General features: G+C 43.1%; 14 protein-coding genes. 4 read left to right on the top strand and 10 right to left on the bottom strand.

The window, feature by feature from the left end; all coding sequences use genetic code 11:
• Positions 1-75: 75 nt before the first annotated feature.
• On the bottom strand, positions 76-1,116 hold the full coding sequence (locus ACFFK0_RS21905; RefSeq protein WP_062494063.1) for a F510_1955 family glycosylhydrolase: 1,041 nt from the start codon (positions 1,114-1,116) through the stop codon (positions 76-78).
• A gap of 197 nt (positions 1,117-1,313) precedes the next feature.
• Here ACFFK0_RS21905 and ACFFK0_RS21900 point away from each other — a divergent pair, with 197 nt between their 5' ends.
• Complete coding sequence (locus ACFFK0_RS21900; RefSeq protein ID WP_019007637.1) at positions 1,314-2,003, top strand: response regulator transcription factor; 690 nt, start codon at positions 1,314-1,316, stop codon at positions 2,001-2,003.
• Entirely contained in the window at positions 2,003-3,067 is a 1,065-nt protein-coding gene (locus ACFFK0_RS21895; protein WP_019007636.1) for a sensor histidine kinase, read from the top strand. Before ACFFK0_RS21900 ends, ACFFK0_RS21895 begins: the two co-directional genes overlap by 1 nt.
• Positions 3,068-3,069: 2 nt before the next feature.
• On the opposite strand, the gene ACFFK0_RS21890 is transcribed toward ACFFK0_RS21895, so the two are convergent.
• A complete protein-coding gene (locus tag ACFFK0_RS21890; RefSeq protein WP_235593189.1) occupies positions 3,070-3,564 on the bottom strand; it encodes a class I SAM-dependent methyltransferase in 495 nt (164 codons plus the stop codon).
• Between the two features lie 266 nt (positions 3,565-3,830).
• On the opposite strand from ACFFK0_RS21890, the gene ACFFK0_RS21885 reads away from it, so the two are divergent.
• Together ACFFK0_RS21885 and ACFFK0_RS21880 are read left to right on the top strand one after the other, a co-directional pair.
• Positions 3,831-4,172: a four-helix bundle copper-binding protein gene (locus ACFFK0_RS21885; RefSeq protein WP_082655639.1), complete on the top strand. Its 342-nt coding sequence runs from the start codon at positions 3,831-3,833 to the stop codon at positions 4,170-4,172.
• Between the two features lie 62 nt (positions 4,173-4,234).
• Positions 4,235-4,486: a hypothetical protein gene (locus ACFFK0_RS21880; protein ID WP_377472504.1), complete on the top strand. Its 252-nt coding sequence runs from the start codon at positions 4,235-4,237 to the stop codon at positions 4,484-4,486.
• A 268-nt stretch (positions 4,487-4,754) separates the two neighbouring features.
• Here the strand turns inward: ACFFK0_RS21880 and ACFFK0_RS21875 are convergent, their stop codons facing one another.
• From ACFFK0_RS21875 to ACFFK0_RS21840, 8 genes are all read right to left on the bottom strand, one after another.
• Positions 4,755-5,555, bottom strand: coding sequence for a TIGR02391 family protein (locus ACFFK0_RS21875; RefSeq protein ID WP_377472503.1), 801 nt, complete (start codon positions 5,553-5,555; stop codon positions 4,755-4,757).
• Positions 5,556-5,723: 168 nt separating this feature from the next.
• A complete protein-coding gene (locus ACFFK0_RS21870; protein WP_377472501.1) occupies positions 5,724-7,520 on the bottom strand; it encodes an ATP-dependent helicase in 1,797 nt (598 codons plus the stop codon).
• Complete coding sequence (locus ACFFK0_RS21865) at positions 7,483-9,504, bottom strand: ATP-dependent nuclease (RefSeq protein ID WP_377472500.1); 2,022 nt, start codon at positions 9,502-9,504, stop codon at positions 7,483-7,485. The genes ACFFK0_RS21870 and ACFFK0_RS21865 overlap by 38 nt, the downstream gene beginning before the upstream one ends.
• A gap of 160 nt (positions 9,505-9,664) precedes the next feature.
• A complete protein-coding gene (locus tag ACFFK0_RS21860) occupies positions 9,665-12,799 on the bottom strand; it encodes a type I restriction endonuclease subunit R (RefSeq protein WP_377472499.1) in 3,135 nt (1,044 codons plus the stop codon).
• A 17-nt stretch (positions 12,800-12,816) separates the two neighbouring features.
• Positions 12,817-14,166 carry a restriction endonuclease subunit S gene (locus ACFFK0_RS21855; RefSeq protein WP_377472498.1) on the bottom strand — a complete coding sequence of 450 codons (1,350 nt, stop codon included), beginning with the start codon at positions 14,164-14,166 and terminating at the stop codon, positions 12,817-12,819.
• Positions 14,156-15,679 carry a class I SAM-dependent DNA methyltransferase gene (locus ACFFK0_RS21850; RefSeq protein ID WP_377472497.1) on the bottom strand — a complete coding sequence of 508 codons (1,524 nt, stop codon included), beginning with the start codon at positions 15,677-15,679 and terminating at the stop codon, positions 14,156-14,158. The genes ACFFK0_RS21855 and ACFFK0_RS21850 overlap by 11 nt, the downstream gene beginning before the upstream one ends.
• A 3-nt stretch (positions 15,680-15,682) precedes the next feature.
• Positions 15,683-17,299 carry a restriction endonuclease subunit S gene (locus tag ACFFK0_RS21845; protein ID WP_377472496.1) on the bottom strand — a complete coding sequence of 539 codons (1,617 nt, stop codon included), beginning with the start codon at positions 17,297-17,299 and terminating at the stop codon, positions 15,683-15,685.
• A 233-nt stretch (positions 17,300-17,532) separates the two neighbouring features.
• Positions 17,533-18,333: a hypothetical protein gene (locus tag ACFFK0_RS21840; RefSeq protein ID WP_377472495.1), complete on the bottom strand. Its 801-nt coding sequence runs from the start codon at positions 18,331-18,333 to the stop codon at positions 17,533-17,535.
• Between the last annotated feature and the right edge of the window lie 85 nt (positions 18,334-18,418).

The raw sequence follows: 18,418 nt of genomic DNA, 5'->3' as shown, positions 1-18,418 counted from the left end.
GGCGCGTAAGAAGTAAAGCGTTTCTTTTCCTTACAAACGAAAGTTAATGGTCGAATCCTTCGCTCATCGCGCCCCTCACATCCCTTTTCCTTGATCGGCAATTTTTGTCCAATTGATTCCCTTGTCCTTGGATAAATAAACATCTTTTTTATACGTAGCGAAAACGAGCTCTTTATCGTTGACCGGATTTTGTGCAACGTAAGCTGCGGCGTCTTCAACGAGAACAGGAATGGTTATCTCCTTCATTTGCTTTGTTGCCGGATCCATCTCATAAAGTTCGCCGTTTTGCTTATAGGCACCAATAAACAATGCCCCCTGCTGATTAAAAGAAAGAGCTGTCACTTGCAAATCTGCCACTTTTTCGAAAAGGTTTCCGCTATCCTTCGAAAGATACAATGCTTTTTTAGTTCCAACCGCCACGATCGCATCGTTGGTCGGATGGACCGCCAATGCAACAGGCTCATCGGTCAAACCATTCATCTCAGATTTGGTCCAGGTTTTCGTTTCATCCATCGTATAATACAAACCCGCCGTTTTGAGACGTGTATTCGGTTCCGGGTTAAAGACGTACAGAGTGTGTGTATTATAGGCGGCATTCAAGAGATGAAAGTCAACTTCCCCGTATAAATCAAGATGTTCAAGACTTTTTCCTTCGTCGGAACTTTTCACGATTCCTAACGGATTCTTCATGTTTGACCCGGGCGCCGGGTGTCCGCTGCTATAGAACCCGTTACTCACGGTCGTGAATCCCATGTAATCATGCTTTTCTCCTGATGCTTCCGACCACGTTCCTTGCGAATACACTTTCAGCCCATCATGAGAAGGAATCATGATTCGCTGTCCATCTGAAGAATAACCCAATCCATGAAGGTGGGGCATGGTAATTGTCTTTGCTCCTTTACTTTGCAGCGTGAAGACACCGCTTATAAGGACACCGATCAGAGCTACGATCCATGCCCATTTTAAACTGTTAGCCTTTTTTGCGAATTGAAGCCTCTTCTCGCGGTCTTCCTGTTTTTTGGCATTGCTCAGTTGCTTCGCTTTTGTATTGAATGAAAAAAAGAAGTATAAAAATAAGACAAACAGAACGGACGAGCCAATAAATAGAAACCTCATCACAAAGCAAATCTCCTTCCAGATCCATTCTGATAAATAAACATTTTGCAAGGATAAAAACATTCCCGCATCATTTTATCATAACACTACATATTGTAGTATAATTATATATAATTGCACAAGTTTAACTCCCTCCTCGTGTTAGTCTGTACTTTTTGTCATAATAATACAAAATGCTTAACAAGGGTGAAACAATGATGAAGACGATTTTAATGGTAGATGACGAAGACAAAATACGTGATGTGGTGGTTTCTTATTTGCAAAAAGACGGGTTTCGTACTTTGGAAGCCGGTACAGGAACGGAGGCGTTACAAATGGTACGAAACGCTCCGATCGATCTGGTCATCCTTGATTTGATGCTGCCGGATTTTCCCGGCGAACAGGTTTGTCAAACGATACGCAAACTTTCATCCGTTCCCATTCTGATGCTTACCGCCAAAGTTGCCGAAGAAAACCGGATACAGGGGCTCACGATTGGTGCTGATGATTATATGACGAAGCCATTCGATCCCCGCGAGTTGGTGGCCCGGGTCCGGGCCATTCTGCGCCGGACAGATGATCATTACTTGTTAGCAGACCGAATCTCGTTTCACAATGACGAATTGGTTATCGATTCGGCCCGTAATGAAGTGTTTTCTCGCGGCGAACCGGTTAATTTGACCCCAAGCGAGTATAAACTGCTGCTCGTCCTGGCTCGTCACCCGCTGCGGCAGTTTACCCGCGAAGAATTGGTGGAGAAAGTTCTAGGCTTCGATTTCGAAGGGGATGCTCGCGCCATCGATCAGCACATCAAAAATTTGCGCCAGAAAATTGAACCCGATCCCAAACAACCGAAGTACATTCATACCGTTTATGGGAAAGGTTATCGATTTGTCGGAGGTGTATAATGAAACGCGGGTTGCAATTTCGCCTATCCCTGCTTTTGATCGGGGTTGCATCGGGAATTTTGCTTATTGCGGGAATCAGCTTCATGGCAGGAACCCATTATCATTTTAGATTGTACCAAGACCAGTACGGGATGGATCACAGCCTGCCGGGGCTGGCTTACCATCTGGAACAAGCTCTGCTTCAATCGATGATGTGGACTTTAGTTGGAGCCGTCCTTCTGTCCATCATGATCAGCCTTTATGTTGCCAAACGTCTTTCAGCACCTCTCGTAGAAATGAAAAACGCGGCGGAACAAATCACACGAGGAAAGCTTACGGTTCGGACAAGCATCCGAGGCAACGACGAACTCGCCGATCTTGGGAAAGCTTTAAATCACCTTGCGGAACAATTACAGAAACAAGAGAAATTACGTGTCACGATGACACAAGACATCGCCCATGAATTAAGGACGCCTCTCGCCACTCTGAAAAGCCATATGCAGGCCATGCTGGACCAAATCTGGGATCCGACGCCTGCACGGCTGCGAGCTTGTTACGAAGAAACTGAACGTCTCATCGCATTAGTCGCCGATTTGGAACAATTAACGGTGATGGACTCCCCTCATTTTCGCTTGCAGCGTAAACCGGAAGATCTATCGACGCTCATTCAACAAAGTTTGGGCATTGTAGCTGCTGCGTTTATGGAAAAAGGCGTTCGACTCGACGTGATGCCCCATCTTTCTGTCCGCCTGCATGTCGATCGGGATCGTTTCATACAGGTATTGGTCAATGTTTTAACCAACGCACTCAAATTTACACCTGAAAAAGGGCAGGTCAAAATACAGGTGCAAGACGAAAACGATACGGTTCTCATTGCTATACAAGACACGGGAACTGGCATTGCCCCGAACGATTTGCCGTATGTTTTCGAACGGTTTTATCGGGTGGACAAATCACGAAACCGGAAAATGGGCGGCGCCGGAATCGGCCTGACGATTGTCAAGAAGTTAGTTGAGGCGCATGGCGGTACAGTGTGGATCGAAAGCGACAAAGGTACAACGGTCTACCTTCGTTTTCCAAAGTAACATTAGTCCAATTTTTTAGCGCTATATAAAGATAGGGTACCATATACCGTCATGAATCGATTCTCCTCCTTGACGTCGGCAAAACCAGCCTTTCGGATCAGTTCCGGAAACACACCGGTTACATGATCGGTCGTTGTAAGGAACCCGTCAAGTAATTGAACAGAAAAGAATGCGGTTCGCATGATAGCATTTTGGGCTTTGCCCCAATCGGCAATATGCAGTTCTCCGCCCGGCCGCAGAACCCGATAAACCTCATGTAACGTTTTGCTTTTATCTTCCCGCGTCAAATGATGAAACATCAAGCTGGAGATAACCCGGTCGAACGCATTCTCCGGATAAGGCAGTTCGAACGAGAATCCGTGAACAAATTGAATATCGGAATGAAGCTTAGACATTTTATGACGGGCAATCTCCAACACTTTCTCATCCCCATCAAGTCCATCCACTTTGGCTCCGGATGGATTTTTTTGATCAGAAGTGTAAGCGTCCCCGTTCAAGTACCCGATGCCTGTCTCTGATATTTGCTTGTGTCACCAACTGATGTTTAAAAGTCTCTACACGAATTGTCCAACGCATTATCGGATCGTAAAGCGATGTCAACCAATTGTAGCGAAGTGCAGGTATGATTTTCTTACGTTCATCCATAATGATACCCCCCAGATACGGATTGGATGTCCTATACTGACGAATATTGAAGGTTCGCTTGGGAAATCTAAATGATGTGTTTAACACCATCACAGTTTTTGGAAAGGAGAGCTTTTTCATGTCTGTCATGATGCATACAGCTCAACGTCAAACTTGTATCGATGCTTGCAACGCCTGCCTTCAAGCTTGTGAACATTGCTTAACCGCCTGTTTGAATGAACCCGATGTACAGGCAAGAGTCCGCTGCATTCAGTTACTGCGGGACTGCGCAGACATATGCTCGTTGGCATCTCAATTCATGTCACGGGATAGTTCGTATGCCAAGCAAATTTGTAATGTATGTGCAACCATTTGCGATGCTTGCGCCGCGGAATGCGGCAAATTCAAAGATGAACATTGCCAAAAATGTGCCGATCTTTGCAAAAAATGCGCCGACGAGTGCAGAAAAATGGCTGCTTAATCATGGCAGAGGGAGCAACTGCTCCCTTTTTTCAAAACAACCGAAATAAGGGGTCGGTTTACGTGAACTTTCGCTGGTTATTTGTCATTTGTTTGACCATTGTACTGCTTTCAGCCTGCGCTCAAAAACCAAAGCAAAATCAGACGATGCCGGGCATGGATCACAATCAACATAATCAGCCGTCCGGCGGAAAAGAATCAACCAATACGTCGCAAGTTCAGGCCGTTTGGAAATTTGCCGATTCTGCACCGCAAAGCGGAAAGGACGAACAGATTTCCATTCAGTGTTCAGTGACATTAAAGTTGGTTCTTTAAAAAACCAATAAAATCAAGCATTTTTGAATCTTTGTCTTTATATATAAGTTACATTATAGTTGGTTTCCTAAGAAAGTTCGTTCAATAATCAATGACATTAAAGTTTGTACCTTATAATTACATTATAGTCAGTCCCTAAAACTCACCTGCAGTACAATTTACTCTTAAGTATTGACATCGTTAATGGCAGCGGTAGCCACCAAATAGATCCCCTATATTTTCGGATGTCACGTTGAAAGTTTTTATAAATCCATGGGTTGAAAACACTTCAGCTGCTTTTCTCGATGCGTCTTAACACATATGACGCCAGAGTAAACAGATCAATGGCGTCCTCTTCTGACATGCTCCATTCGATTTTTGCAGAGTGAGCAGTTGGGTTCCTAAAAGTCCCAAACAATCCCTTAGCTAAATTCACGAATCCTTTTTGTTCACTTTTTTCTGACTCAGTTTGAAATGAATTTATCTTTAAAACAGGGTTATCACCAGAAAAGGCCTCATCTATCAATGCTGCTCCGTCACTCGTAAAACTAGTTTTCTCTCTGATCATTGATGCGATACTCTTAGTGGCCTCTAAGACTGCATGAAAGTAATTGTTTTGTAGTAGCTCGGCGCGACAAAATTTTAATAGATGACTGTGTAGTTTTCTATTGGCAATAATCTCTTTTAATTTCGATGCTCGAATCTCAGCTTCTGAAAGTGTACTGGCTATTTTTACATTATGAAATTTACCATCTTCTTGAAATTCAAGTCCGTGAAAAAGTAAAACTGTATTTATCCTCTCAAGAAGAGTTCGATAAAAATCCGAATTACCAACAAATCTTGAGGGAGCTAACGATTTTGCAATAAAAGCTAAAACACAGTTACCAGCCTGAGTTTCGTTTTGCCTATGCACTAAGGCATTATAAAGTCGCTTCCATTTCGTGTTAGTAGGGTCTATGTCGACGATTCCAGTCGCTCTTAGATAATATTCAATTTGTGAACCAGTCAGTCCATAATTAGTATCCGCAATAATCTTACATAGTGACTCCAGTTCGCCTTCATTAAAGGGTTTTCTTTTAATATCAACCATAAAACCCGCTCCTACATTATTTCCTCATAACCGGAATAATTCTAATACAGCGATTAGGCGATGTGTCATAGAAAACCAAGACTGTATGAATTATTAGGTAAATAGCGATAAGATCCATCATCGTATTTCAACCTTAATACGTTGTAAACGTAACGTTATCCAGTGCACTCATGAACTGAAACGTTCGCGATTCCAGTTATAAAGAGCAGTCCAAAAGCGCGATGGCTTCTGAGAATAACCTCTTTGTATCTTTGATCTAACAAGATAACACCGACTTTTAGCTCTACTCACACATACGAAAAAAATGCGGTGTTCTTCTCTAATTTTTCTTTCGGTTGTGCTCCTGTAGCTAGGAAAACTCCCTTCTTCCATTCCTAATAATACAATCGTTTCAAATTCCAATCCCTTTGAGGAATGCCGAGTGCTTATAGTCACTTGGTTCACGGGTTTGCCCAATTGACTAAACTGGCGAAGGGTAAATTCTGCAAACATCCCCTCTTTAGCAACCTTAATTAAATTATCCAGGTTTTCAAGTTCATCGGGATATATATCTGTATTTTCAAGAAGTTCCCTCAACCCAGTATTTTTTAGCATCCAGTGAATCCAATCTACAAGTTGCTCGCTGTTAGCTACACTTCTTTTTAATAAGTCGTAGAGTTTTCTCTTTTCCAGTATAACTTGTGAACCAGAAACATCGACACCATGGCGAGTTAGAAAACTCTTCCAAAATGTAAATATTGATTCAAATGAAATATGTTCTGGATTGATTAACCAATTGGCACAATCCTCTAACCAAGTTACAACATGTGTACGTTCGAACTCATGTTTGACAGCATAATAGGGAATCCCAGCTTTATCAAGTATTTCACCCAGTTCTTTGATCTGATATTTATTGGCGACAAGAATTGCAATTTCCTCTAAGGGTACCCCTATTTCTAAATTCTGTGGGATTACTTCATTAACAACAAAGTTATATTGATCAATCATATCCCTTTCACACACTTTAAAACAAAACTGAGCCTTTTCGTTTTTTCTTGTTCCGGCTCTGTAATTGCGACTCTCACTTGGATCTAAGGCAACCTCTGAGGCATCTATAATATCTTGATTACTTCGGTAGTTAGTCTGAAGTCTTATTTCCCTAATGTTTGGAAACCGCGATAATTCCAATAGATAATCCGGAACAGCACCATTAAATCCATAAATAGATTGGTCAGGATCACCAACGGCAAAAAAATGGATTTTTGTACCATCCATCATTGAAAGAATCATCTCATGCAGAGGCCTACCCAAGTCTTGATACTCATCTATTAGAATCCAAGGAAATTTGGCTTCTAAGCATTTTCTGACATATTCTTCGTTTTGTATCAACTGCGTTGCATACTGTATAATTGCAGTAAAGTCCACATAATTAGCAATTCTAAGTTTCTGTTCAAATAAATTTGCTGCCTTTAATGCTAGATCATATGACGGTATATTTACTTGTGATCTTCCTTTTATGTTGAGACTACGTTCACTATCCATCTCTGTTATACTTAAGTCCTTTTCAGGAATATTCAGTTCCTCTCTAACACGTTGAAACAATTGATATTTCTTTTTTGAAGATATTATCTTAAGAGGCAAGGGGACATTGTATTTGGGAAATAAATGTGCAAACTTTGTAATGACCTCAGCTATACAAAATGAATGAACTGTACCTAAGAAAACATTTCCTCTTTCTTTATAGCCGAGGATCTTTAGACGTTTTTTGAATTCCTTCGCTGCTTCATTACTATAAGTTAAACATGCCAATCCCCTCGGAGGTTTAATAACTTCCGAAAGGAGCATCATTATTTTTAATGTCAAGACTGTTGTTTTTCCACTTCCCGGCCCCGCAAGTACTACTGTATTTTCAAGTGAACGAAAAGCATCATATTGTTGTTCATCTTGCTTAATTTGCTTGAGCTTCTTCTCGTACATCGTCTCCATCTGAATCATCTTCCTCTACTCTCTTGCAGATATACTCAATTGCCCCTTCAATGTGTTCTGGGATATGATCCAAGGTACAATATTGCGCCAAACGTTGGGCAAATCTCCCCTTACCGATTCTACTATGGGATGATTCTATTTGACGCAAGCAAGCCCAAAAATCACCTTTTTCAAAATTTTCGACAAAATTTTGTTTCTGCTGCTCTCCACCTGATGTTAGCTCATTAAAAACTTGAATAATAACATCTCTACTCGCTTTGTCTTCGTAGCATTTTTCCATAATATCCACTTCAGCCGTACAGTATCCAGTAAAGAACCCCTTCTTACGAAATAACTCATCTTTTTTATCATATTCTTTTGGAATCTCATTAGACTCAAGTATGTTATTCTCAAGAATTACTCTTTCTATAATCTCCAGTCCCAAATAACCGATAGGATTCTTGGAATTGTTGTTAAGAAGATGATAATTTCTTTTTCCACCAATAATCTCATAGTAGTCTCCGTCGGTAACAACAGCATATGGAATTCCCAGTTGTTCTAGTAATTTAATATATGGGGAAAAATTAGTTGAGTTAATATTACAAACAATAATACCTTTATAATCTAACGACTTACCCATCAAATCAGCAAATACCGGAACTAGATATTCTTCTGTTATCCCTTCGACAAGCAGAACACCTTTTCCAAAATAAATCTCCCCTCGATTGGCATCTATATATCTCGCTAAATCGTTATACTCTTCATCATCCAAGGAAAGGGTCGCACTTGAAAGTGCTTTTGTTGCTCCTTTCTTCCCTCTATAAAGGTGCAAAATCGATTGTAAAGGTGTTATTGAAGCTATGTGAGTCGAATGAGTCGTCATTATAACAGAATTGGTTGATCGACTGAATACATCTTTGTATATTGTTCGTTGAATTGATGGATGCAAATGTGCTTCGGGTTCTTCTATAGCTAAGATAGTCGCTCCTTCGTCTATTGGATTATGCATATCCATGAACTCGTATAGTTCCCTTTCAAGTTTTGAACTCAATTTGTCCTTGAGTATTTTGTTTCCTTCTTCATCTGACTTATATGCTTTTTCCAAGATACCCGATTTATCTTTTTTTATTAATTCCTGATACAAAATAGGATTTAAAAAGGAAGGAATGGTTCTATCTTCAATGGCAAGTAACATCAACGTAATATATAGAATGTTTGTTAGGCCCAGGCTGGTATCACCCACTGATCTTCCACCAAGAAGCACTTTTAATGTGTTTAGAATCCTATTTGTATTCACTTCATTAGTAGCTAATTCAATTGACTCTGGATCGAGATCGATAAACTCTTTAAATCTATCATTTATTCTATTGTTTAAATCTTTCAGTTCTCCTAAAGTTAACACCTGGTCATTTTGTGCCTTTATATTATCCGCAATAGCCTCTAATTTTGATTTTTCAATATTGTATGCTTTCAGTAAAACACTTAAAGGCGACTTCCTTGAATTTTTAATTTCAGCTTCAACATCTCGTAATGCTTTAATAACTTTAATATTGAGATACTTTCGGTCTAAGTGAGTGAATTCAATATCTTCATTATCACCCTTAAATATTTTATAACTATAATTCTCTATGGTTCCATCTTCTCGAAATCTAGGAAAATAGCGATATGTAAGCCTCAAGGTATCAGGACTGGTCTTTACAGTAGCGTCACTGAGTTGACAAAGAAGATTTTTGTTATGACTAAAACGTTTAATTTCTATAACTATTTCAATAATTTCCCCCTTTTTCATAGGTGATTCCAAACCATTATAGAAATCCGTTTCTTCTAAATATCGATCTTGGTCACTTAGGTTAGGATCGAGGATTAATTGGATTGCTCTAAGAAAGTTCGTTTTACCAACATTGTTTTCGCCAATTATAACCTGCTTATCTCTAAGTTCAACATCTACATATTTAAAATTACGATAATTTGAAATTTTTACTCTTGAAATATAAGGCGCTTGCATAGTAATCATCTCTTTTCTTTATTTACAGGATGAGTTCGGTTAAATGTCTTGAAAGAATTTTTATTTCAACCGGATACAAGATGCGTGCTTAGCTGGGCACGCAATAAATATAAAAGCGTAGCTAAAATAAGTTGTCATTTTAGCCACGCCTTGATGTCAGTTAATATTTAAACTCTTCCGTCTCCGCCTGGGCCATCAACTCGGCCTGCTGAATCACTAGGTCTATCGCCATCTTCTCCAGATCCGGCGGGTAGCCGTATTTCTTGAGAAGTCGTTTCACCGTAATTCGCATCTGTGCCCGCACGTTATCGCGGAGGGTCCAATCCACTTTGATATTGCTCTTGATCGCTTGGGTCAGTTCGTGCGCGATCTGCTTCAACATGACATCGCCCATCAATTCTTTCGCCGACTCGTTCGAGGCGAGTGCGTCATAGAAGGCCAGCTCTTCCTTGATCAGGCCGAGATCTTCGCCGCGTTTGACAGCAGCGTTCATGTCTTTGGCCATCTGAATCAGCTCTTCGATGACCTGCGTCGTTTCAATGGTGCGGTTATTGTATTTGCGAACGGCCTCTTCGAGCATCTCGGAAAATTTCCTGGACTGCACGATACTCGTCCGTGATACAGCCTTCACCTTACCTTGAAGCAGCCTGCGCAGTAGCTCGACTGCCAAATTCTTCTGCTTCAACCCACGAACTTGTTCCAGAAATTCGTCGGACAGAATGGCGATGTTCGGCTTCTGCAAACCAACCGCCTCCAAGATATCGACCACCTCATCGGAAACGATCGACTTGGAGATCAGCTGATTCAACTGCGCATCGAGCTCATTCGTCGTCTTCTTCTTGTTTTCGACTGTTATCAGCTTAATAATACCAGATTTGACAGCCTTGAAGAAGCTGATTTCCAGATTGACTTGCTCCGCAGCTACAGTGGTCGCACACAGTGAGAATGCCCTCGCCACTTCCGTCGTCCAATTGAGGAAGTTCCTTTTCCCCTCGTCACCCAGTCCTAGCACATAATCCACCGTTTCGACGATCGCCTTCATGCGCTCAGAAGCTTTTTCTGAGGCAAATTTACTGTAATCATACCCGTGCAGCAGTTCGCGGATGAGCTGTAGTTTTTCCAGCATGAAATCAACGGCTTGATCCGTGTCGATGCCTGCGGTTTTGCGATCGTTCTCAGTATATTGCTGAAGCGCCGATTTGAGCATATCCGCGATACCGATGTAGTCGACAATCAAACCGCCTGGCTTGTCGCGGAACACCCGATTCACGCGGGCGATCGCTTGCATAAGGTTGTGACCTTTCATCGGCTTATCAATATACATCGTATTCATGCTCGGCACGTCAAATCCGGTCAGCCACATATCGCGAACGATGACAATCTGGAGGGGATCATTTACGTCCTTCATCCGCTTTGCCAAATGCTCCCGACGGCGCTTGTTCCCAATATACGGTTGCCACTCCGCAGGATCGCTAGAGCTTCCGGTCATGACGATTTTGATTTTCCCTTCGTTATCGTCATCGCTGTGCCAGTCCGGCCGAAGCGCCACAATCGCCTTGTACATATCAATGGCGATCCGCCGCGACATGACAACAATCATCGCTTTGCCAAAACCGGCCTTCTGCCGCTGTTCGAAATGTTCAACGATGTCTTGGGCCACCTTCTTGACCCGTTTCTCTGCACCCGCCAATGCTTCAAGTCGAGCCCAACGCGATTTAAGCCGCTCCCGCTGGGTATATTCCTGATACTCCGTAATTTCCTCGTACTCGCTGTCGATGACCGGACGTTCCGCCTCGGACAACTCCAAACGTGCAATTCGGCTTTCATAATAAATTTTCACCGTTGTTCCGTCTTCTACGGCGCGGGTCATATCATAAACATCAATGTAGTCCCCGAAAACAGCAGGCGTATTTTTGTCCGTCAGTTCCACCGGCGTACCGGTAAAACCAATAAATGAAGCGTTCGGCAACGCATCACGCATATATTTGGCATAACCGTATCTGACTGTCGCATCATCACCGTCTGCAACTATTTCCGCCTGAAAACCATACTGGCTGCGATGCGCTTCGTCAGCGATCACGATGACATTACGGCGTTCTGTCAGTACCGGATACTTGTCTTCATGCTCAGGAGTAAATTTATGTACCGTAGTAAAAATGATCCCGCCTGACTCGACCGACAGCAATTGCCGCAAGTGTGCGCGATTCTCAGCCTGTTGAGGCGTCTGCCGAAGCAAATCTTTCGATTTACTGAACGTGGCGAACAACTGGTCGTCCAAGTCATTCCGGTCCGTTACAACTACGATTGTTGGGTTGTTGAGCGTCAGCACGAGTTTCCCCGCGTAAAAAACCATGGACAAGCTTTTTCCGGAGCCCTGCGTATGCCAGATAACCCCAATCTTCCGATCCCCGTCTTCCATCGTCGCTCGCTGCGTACTTGCGATCGCTTTGTTGGTGGCATGGTATTGATGGTAACCGGCTAATATCTTGTAAAGATGTTCCCCGTCAGTCTGGTACAGCACGAAATGCTTGATGATGTCAAGCAGTCGACTTTTCTCAAACATTCCTTTAATCAGCACTTCAAGCTGGGGAAGAGAAGAAGGTGCCACATCATCGCCGTCAATCGTACGCCACATCATGAATCGATCCTCATCCGCCGTCAGCGTGCCGACCCGGGCATTCACGCCGTCGCTGATCACGAGGAACGAATTATAGGTAAAAAGGGACGGAATCGCGCTTTTGTACGTTTGCACCTGATTGTAAGCATCGCTGATGCCGACCTCCTCGTTGGAGGCGCTTTTCAGTTCCAAAACGGCAATCGGCAGCCCGTTCACGAACACAACAATATCCGGACGCTTTTCACCCTGATTCTCTATGACCGTAAATTGGTTGACGACCAAAAAATCATTGTTGCCAATGCGGTCCGGGTCTGTATCAAACAGCCACACCTTCTCCGTCGGATATTCCCCGTCCGCCACCTGGTACTGCACGTCAATCCCGTCGGTGATCATTTTCTGGAATGCTTTGTTGTTGATCAACAGACTTGGGCTGCGCGGCACTTCAATGATGCGGATCGCTTCCTCAATCGCTTCACGCGGCACATGCTTGTTAATGCGGAGGAGCGCATCGCGAAGCCGGTCTTTCAGGATCACTTCATGATAAAACTGCCTTTCAGGGTACTCCCCTTCAGGGGAAATATCTGGGCCGTAGGCCTTCTCATAGTTCAATTCCTCAAACCATTCCAATGCTGCCTGCTCCAGATCGCTCTCTGCATAAGATGTGACGTAGTAGGCCATGTGGCACCTCCTTACGGCTAGGATTGTTCGATCGGTACCCGAATCTCGCCCGACATGAGTTTGGGGAGAAGGGTGCCTCTTATTTTCATTAATAATATAGACTCCCTATTAAGGTCGCCAATTTGTTGAAATATTGGTGTAACTATCTTATTAAAGTTCATTATCAACTCATAGTTTGGGCAAACAAATGTAAAATTAGGCAGTGCATCCTTGGGTAAGGCTAAAACTGTGGTTCCAGTTGCAAAAGACTTCAATCGATTCTTACATGAGTCGGTCTTTAATAAATGGTAAACAAATAAACCAGGTAATTTTAGATTTTTCAAGGCAGTTATGTGGTGACTAATAATAATTTTCTCCGAGTTTAAATTAGGAACAATAACAGGAGTTCCAATAACATCCCTCTTTTGTGTTATATCCGTGTTTGCAATGACAATATCCCCTGGCTTAACTGTGTGATGTTCTTTAAAGGAATTATCAGAGTAATATTTAACGCTATCAAATTTAAAACTCCCGTCTGGAGAAACGTTGCCTAAGTTTATCATTGGTGTGCCAAACTCTGATAAATACTTTCCTTTATATGAAAATCCTTTTCTGAACTCACAAATTCTTTGTAAGGATTGTACTCTCCAACCCTTCGGAATCAACCCCAATTCACTTTCCTCGAACTCACCGCCACTGGACTTATACGGTTCTCCATTTTCATTTGGAAACTCAAAGTCCACAAACCACCGTTTAAAAAGGGCTTGGCCTATTTCTTCAAGGTTTTTGTTGATAACGTTGTTGAGTTCGATTTTGTCGTCAAGAGCTGCTAATAATTGTGCTATTGTTTTTTGCTCAATCAAAGGAGGAAATGGTATTTGGAGTTGCTTTATTTGCTTTGGACTTATGTTAGCTTGATTTGCACTCCCCCCAGCCATACTTGCTAACTGATATTTAACTTCATTGCGTGAAATAACATAATAAAGAAATTGTTCGTCATATTTTTCTGGATCAGTAACATATACCTTACCTACCCTCTGATTTAGCAACATTGGCTGATTTTTAATCCTTACTCTTCCTACTTTACCAACAACAGAAGCCAATTGAGTTATATTAGAACCTGTCAGAGAGATTAGGATATCGTTGTATTTCAATAAATACTTTTTTTGCTGCTCTGCTATTTCTTTCGAGACGTACTGAACATCATCAAGTGTAACGTATGGAGGTTCAATATTCTTTATCTTAATAACCGGAATGCCTTGATCAACAAAATAATTACTTTTAAAAGCAAATCCAGAGAGAACATCTGCAATTTCTCCCAACTCGATATTTCCCCAATCATTTGGGAGATATTGCGTGGAATAAATAACTGAATCATCAAAACTCAAACCCGATCCCTCCAAGCCGCTTACGAATCTCGTCTTCCAGTTGTCGAGACTTGGCGAACTGCTCAGCCAGTTCCGACGTCAGACGAGCCATCTTATCCTCGAATGGTTCGCCGTCTTCTTCCACGTCTTCGATCCCGACATAGCGCCCCGGTGTCAGGATGTATTCATTCTCCTGCACTTCCGCGAGCTTGGCAGCTTTGCAGAAGCCCTTCACATCTTCGTACGTTCCCGCTTCCGCTTGACCGCGCCAAGCATGGTATGTGTCGGCGATCTTGCGAATGTCCTCTGCACTGAGCTCCCGGTGTGTCCGGTCGACCATATGGCCCATTTTGCGAGCATCGATAAATAAAATCTCGCCGCGACGGTCACGCAATCCTTTCGGCGCTTTGTTCTTGGCGATGAACCAGAGGCACACTGGAATTTGCGTTGAATAGAACAACTGCCCCGGCAAAGTTACTATGCAGTCCACCAGATCAGCGTTGACCAGCTTGCTGCGAATCTCAAACTCCGCCGTCGTACTCGTCGACATCGATCCGTTCGCCAGAACGAAACCAGCTACACCGCTCGGCGCCAGCTTGTTCACGATATGTTGAATCCAAGCGTAGTTGGCGTTACCCGCAGGAGGTACCCCATACGTCCAGCGCGCGTCCTCCGTCAGCCGTTCGCCGCCCCAGTCGCTGATGTTAAACGGCGGATTCGCCAAAATGTAATCGGCCTTCAAATTTTTATGTAAATCGTTATGGAACGTATCTGCATTGTGCTCGCCAAGGTTGCCGTCGATGCCACGGATCGCCAGGTTCATTTTGCACAGCTTCCACGTCGTCGGGTTCGATTCCTGACCGTATACCGCAATATCTCCTACCCGGCCTTGATGCTCTTCTACAAACTTTTCGCTCTGAACAAACATACCGCCGGATCCGCAGCACGGGTCGTAGACACGCCCTTTGAACGGTTGAATCATTTCGACAAGCAAACGAACGACACTGGTCGGTGTATAGAATTCACCGCCGTTCTTGCCTTCCGCGCTGGCGAATTTGCTCAAGAAATACTCGTACACCCTGCCCAGCACGTCTTTCGCACGGCTTTCTTCATCCCCAACTTTAAACGAGAACAGGTCGATCACTTCGCCAAGACGGGTCTTATCGAGCGCCGGTCGGGCATAATCCTTCGGCAACACGCCTTTGAGCGACGGGTTTTCCTTCTCAATGGCGATCATGGCATTATCGATGATTTGCCCGATATCCGGTTTCTTCGCATTATCTTTAATGTGATTCCAACGAGCTTCCTTCGGCACCCAGAAAATATTTACCGCCGTATACTCGTCTCGGTCTTCCGGGTCAGCGTACGGCTCATTTTTTAAAGCCTCATATTTCTCTTCGAATGCGTCGGATACATATTTCAAGAACAGAAGACCTAGCACCACATGCTTATATTCTGCTGCATCCATGCTGCCGCGCAGCTTGTCGGCCATGCTCCATAACTTTTCTTCAAATCCGATGTTCGCTGTTGCCATCGTCTAGTGGTCCCCTCCGTATAGTTCGTCGTATAGCTGATTCTTTATTTTCTCCCATCGGGTCTCCGCTTCCCGAATGGCGGATTTATAACGTTCCTTCTCTTGTAGATAACGGTTAACCAGTTCAAGTTGCTTCTCTTCTGGCAGCAGAGGTAATTCGATCTCCGCGACATCCGCCGGATTCAAGTTCATGACCGTCGTTCCTCGCTGGAAACTCTGGATCAAAACCGTCCCAGTCGGACTTTCCAGAAACATTTGTGCATAATGACTACGAATTGCCTTCTTAAAACGAATGACTAATATATTGGCCGACGCGATTACGACCCCATCATGCTCCGGAACAACGGCAAATTTGTTCACAGTCCCCCGGCACGTCATAACCAGATCACCGGGTATAATCTCGTACCGTTTGACTTTTCTTTCTTCCTCGTCAATTGTTTCCAACGAGTTCAGAATGACTTCACCGTTTTCCAGGTTTGAAATATTAAGCACCTTAATATTTCCTGCTCTTAAATCCTGCTTCAGAATAGACTTCCCCCGGAAAATATCCGCCACATCGCGCAGCTTCACTTTCGGAATGGCCGCTTGTTGAAAGGATCGCAACGTATCCTGATCTTCGTTCAGTAGCATGTCGATCCGCCAGTTATCCAACTGTCGGAATGATTCGTGATGAATGGTCACTTCCCGTTCAGCAACGAGCTTCGATTGCTCTAACCGCAATCGGCCTAAAACCACTTGATCTGCAAGTGCTTTGCCGAATTCTACTTGGTACGTCTTAACGGAAGTGAAGGGGCGAAACAATCCGTCTGGCAACGCATAGATCGATTGCACAGGAGTAAGTTCGTTAGTCTGCTTCCGCCAGTTCGCAATTGCACCAGATTGGAACATCATCCGAGCAGGAAAAGTCACGCTTATTCTTCCCCCCTCTTGTAAGAGGGGAAGGAGATTACTAACCGCCGCGCCTTCGGACTCCCGGATCGGAATATCATCGTCATTCATTTTCAACCCGAAATGCGGAATCGAGAGAATGGCTTCAACCTTCTCCTCCAGCGGCAGCGGCTGATAAATGGACCCTTGCAGCACCTTCACGTTCGGAAACGGCTCGAAATAGGTTTTGAACAGCCTGCCGATGATGTAGCTTTCTGTTAACAGCGTGATGGCGTAGGGCCCGGTGTAGCGTTTGGCCTCCACGATTCCTCTTATGTACTTCTCCGCTTCTGTTATAAGCAGGGATCGATAATGCTGACGATCACACATCTCGATAAACCGCTGCATGATTCCGGAAGGGACGATCATCACGCCTGTTACCCGATCTTGCTGAAGGGTTTGCAAGGCGTATTCCAGCAGATCCATATCTTTGCCTGCATGATAGAGTTTATAGAATAAATCCCGATCCCCGGGAAAATGCCCCAGCTCTCGTTCCCCTACCCACTCCTTCATCAATTGGAACAACTTGTCAGGCTCTGTAACGAGCGTCTTATCTGAAGATTCATGCTGCTCTATGAACTTTTTAGTGCGTATCACTCGGATCGCTTCACGAAGCAGCTGATCACGAGTAGAGATGTCATGAAGCAGGCAAATATTCCAGAATGATTCGATCAATTTTTCACCAACTTTCATACCAGAACACAACAAAATATTACCATGAATAATTTAAGTATTTCAATACTAAATATCTTTTTTGCCGTGTCTATGTGTACAAAAAGATTAAACCCGCTTCATGCGAGTCAACCAAAACACTGCTTTGTTGAACTAACTCAAGATATTGAACGCTTCAATGAGGTCTTTGGGAAGTTGAGGATTAAATCTAGGCAAAAAAATAAAGAAGGGAGGTTAGGGGGTCTTCTACGCAACTACATTGAAAGTCTTCTAAGATATTCAAGATAAAATTCCCTTCTCCGTTGTTCAGTATGTATTTGCATAAGAGTATACTTTAATCGCATATCCGTAACTTTCCGATATCTCTTTATGTCGTTCTTGCTAAAGAATCCTTTGGCCATATATACCGGCAATAATGACAAATCTACTTGTCCATATTTCATAACCACTTCTTCACCTAACTGATTGTACAAATTAACACATGATATTAAAGGATCCGTTGTATAACAACTAACAGTACCAAAATCAAATCGATATGAACTCGGGGCCGGTAATTGTGCCTGTAGATTTTGTCTTAATCTCTTCCATTGATCTGTAAGAAGGTCATTTTCCATCTTCTTTATTTTCCACTCGTTTACTAACTGAGTCAACTCTAGCTTACTAATTCTTTCTTCAAAAATATTATTCAGCGCCTCTTTATCCCTCTTCTGATCTTTCTTCACAGTAATACGAATCGAAATAGGTTGGCTAACCACCCATGATTTCATTAGTTCTTGTTCTACTTCGGATAATACTGACCATTCTACTTGACATATCAGTGGCAATAAACCTAAATCAGCCAAAATTGTCTTTAATCCTGCCATATCATAATCGTAAATCCGGTATCCCTCGAATATGCCAACTACTCCCTGTTCGGCCCATTCCATACGTTTAACTCCAATTTTTGATTGGTGTCCCTTGATGATGTCGCGCAAGATAGCTAACTGCTTCTTATTCCTATCAAGTTCACAATATCTTCCACTTTCAACAAAAGTGCGAAGAGCATCTAAACTCACAATAACGGCCCCCATTTAAACTTTAACCTGAATTTCGAAAGCGCATAAGAATGCGGTGGCGATCATCCAGGAGCGGATCAACAAC

Source organism: Paenibacillus chartarius (assembly GCF_042432825.1).
Lineage (GTDB): Bacteria > Bacillota > Bacilli > Paenibacillales > NBRC-103111 > Gordoniibacillus > Gordoniibacillus chartarius.
Note: the sequence above shows the minus strand (reverse complement) of the source record. Positions and strands in the feature narration are given on the sequence as shown.

Bases quoted from the DNA above. Each gene is read 5' to 3' on its own strand.
- ACFFK0_RS21875 (WP_377472503.1), bottom strand. From the start codon at position 5,555: ATGGTTGATATTAAAAGAAAACCCTTTAATGAAGGCGAACTGGAGTCA.
- ACFFK0_RS21905 (WP_062494063.1), bottom strand. From the start codon at position 1,116: ATGAGGTTTCTATTTATTGGCTCGTCCGTTCTGTTTGTCTTATTTTTA.
- ACFFK0_RS21865 (WP_377472500.1), bottom strand. From the start codon at position 9,504: ATGCAAGCGCCTTATATTTCAAGAGTAAAAATTTCAAATTATCGTAAT.
- ACFFK0_RS21895 (WP_019007636.1), top strand. From the start codon at position 2,003: ATGAAACGCGGGTTGCAATTTCGCCTATCCCTGCTTTTGATCGGGGTT.
- ACFFK0_RS21885 (WP_082655639.1), top strand. From the start codon at position 3,831: ATGTCTGTCATGATGCATACAGCTCAACGTCAAACTTGTATCGATGCT.
- ACFFK0_RS21850 (WP_377472497.1), bottom strand. From the start codon at position 15,679: ATGGCAACAGCGAACATCGGATTTGAAGAAAAGTTATGGAGCATGGCC.
- ACFFK0_RS21870 (WP_377472501.1), bottom strand. From the start codon at position 7,520: ATGGAGACGATGTACGAGAAGAAGCTCAAGCAAATTAAGCAAGATGAA.
- ACFFK0_RS21860 (WP_377472499.1), bottom strand. From the start codon at position 12,799: ATGGCCTACTACGTCACATCTTATGCAGAGAGCGATCTGGAGCAGGCA.
- ACFFK0_RS21900 (WP_019007637.1), top strand. From the start codon at position 1,314: ATGAAGACGATTTTAATGGTAGATGACGAAGACAAAATACGTGATGTG.
- ACFFK0_RS21845 (WP_377472496.1), bottom strand. From the start codon at position 17,299: ATGAAAGTTGGTGAAAAATTGATCGAATCATTCTGGAATATTTGCCTG.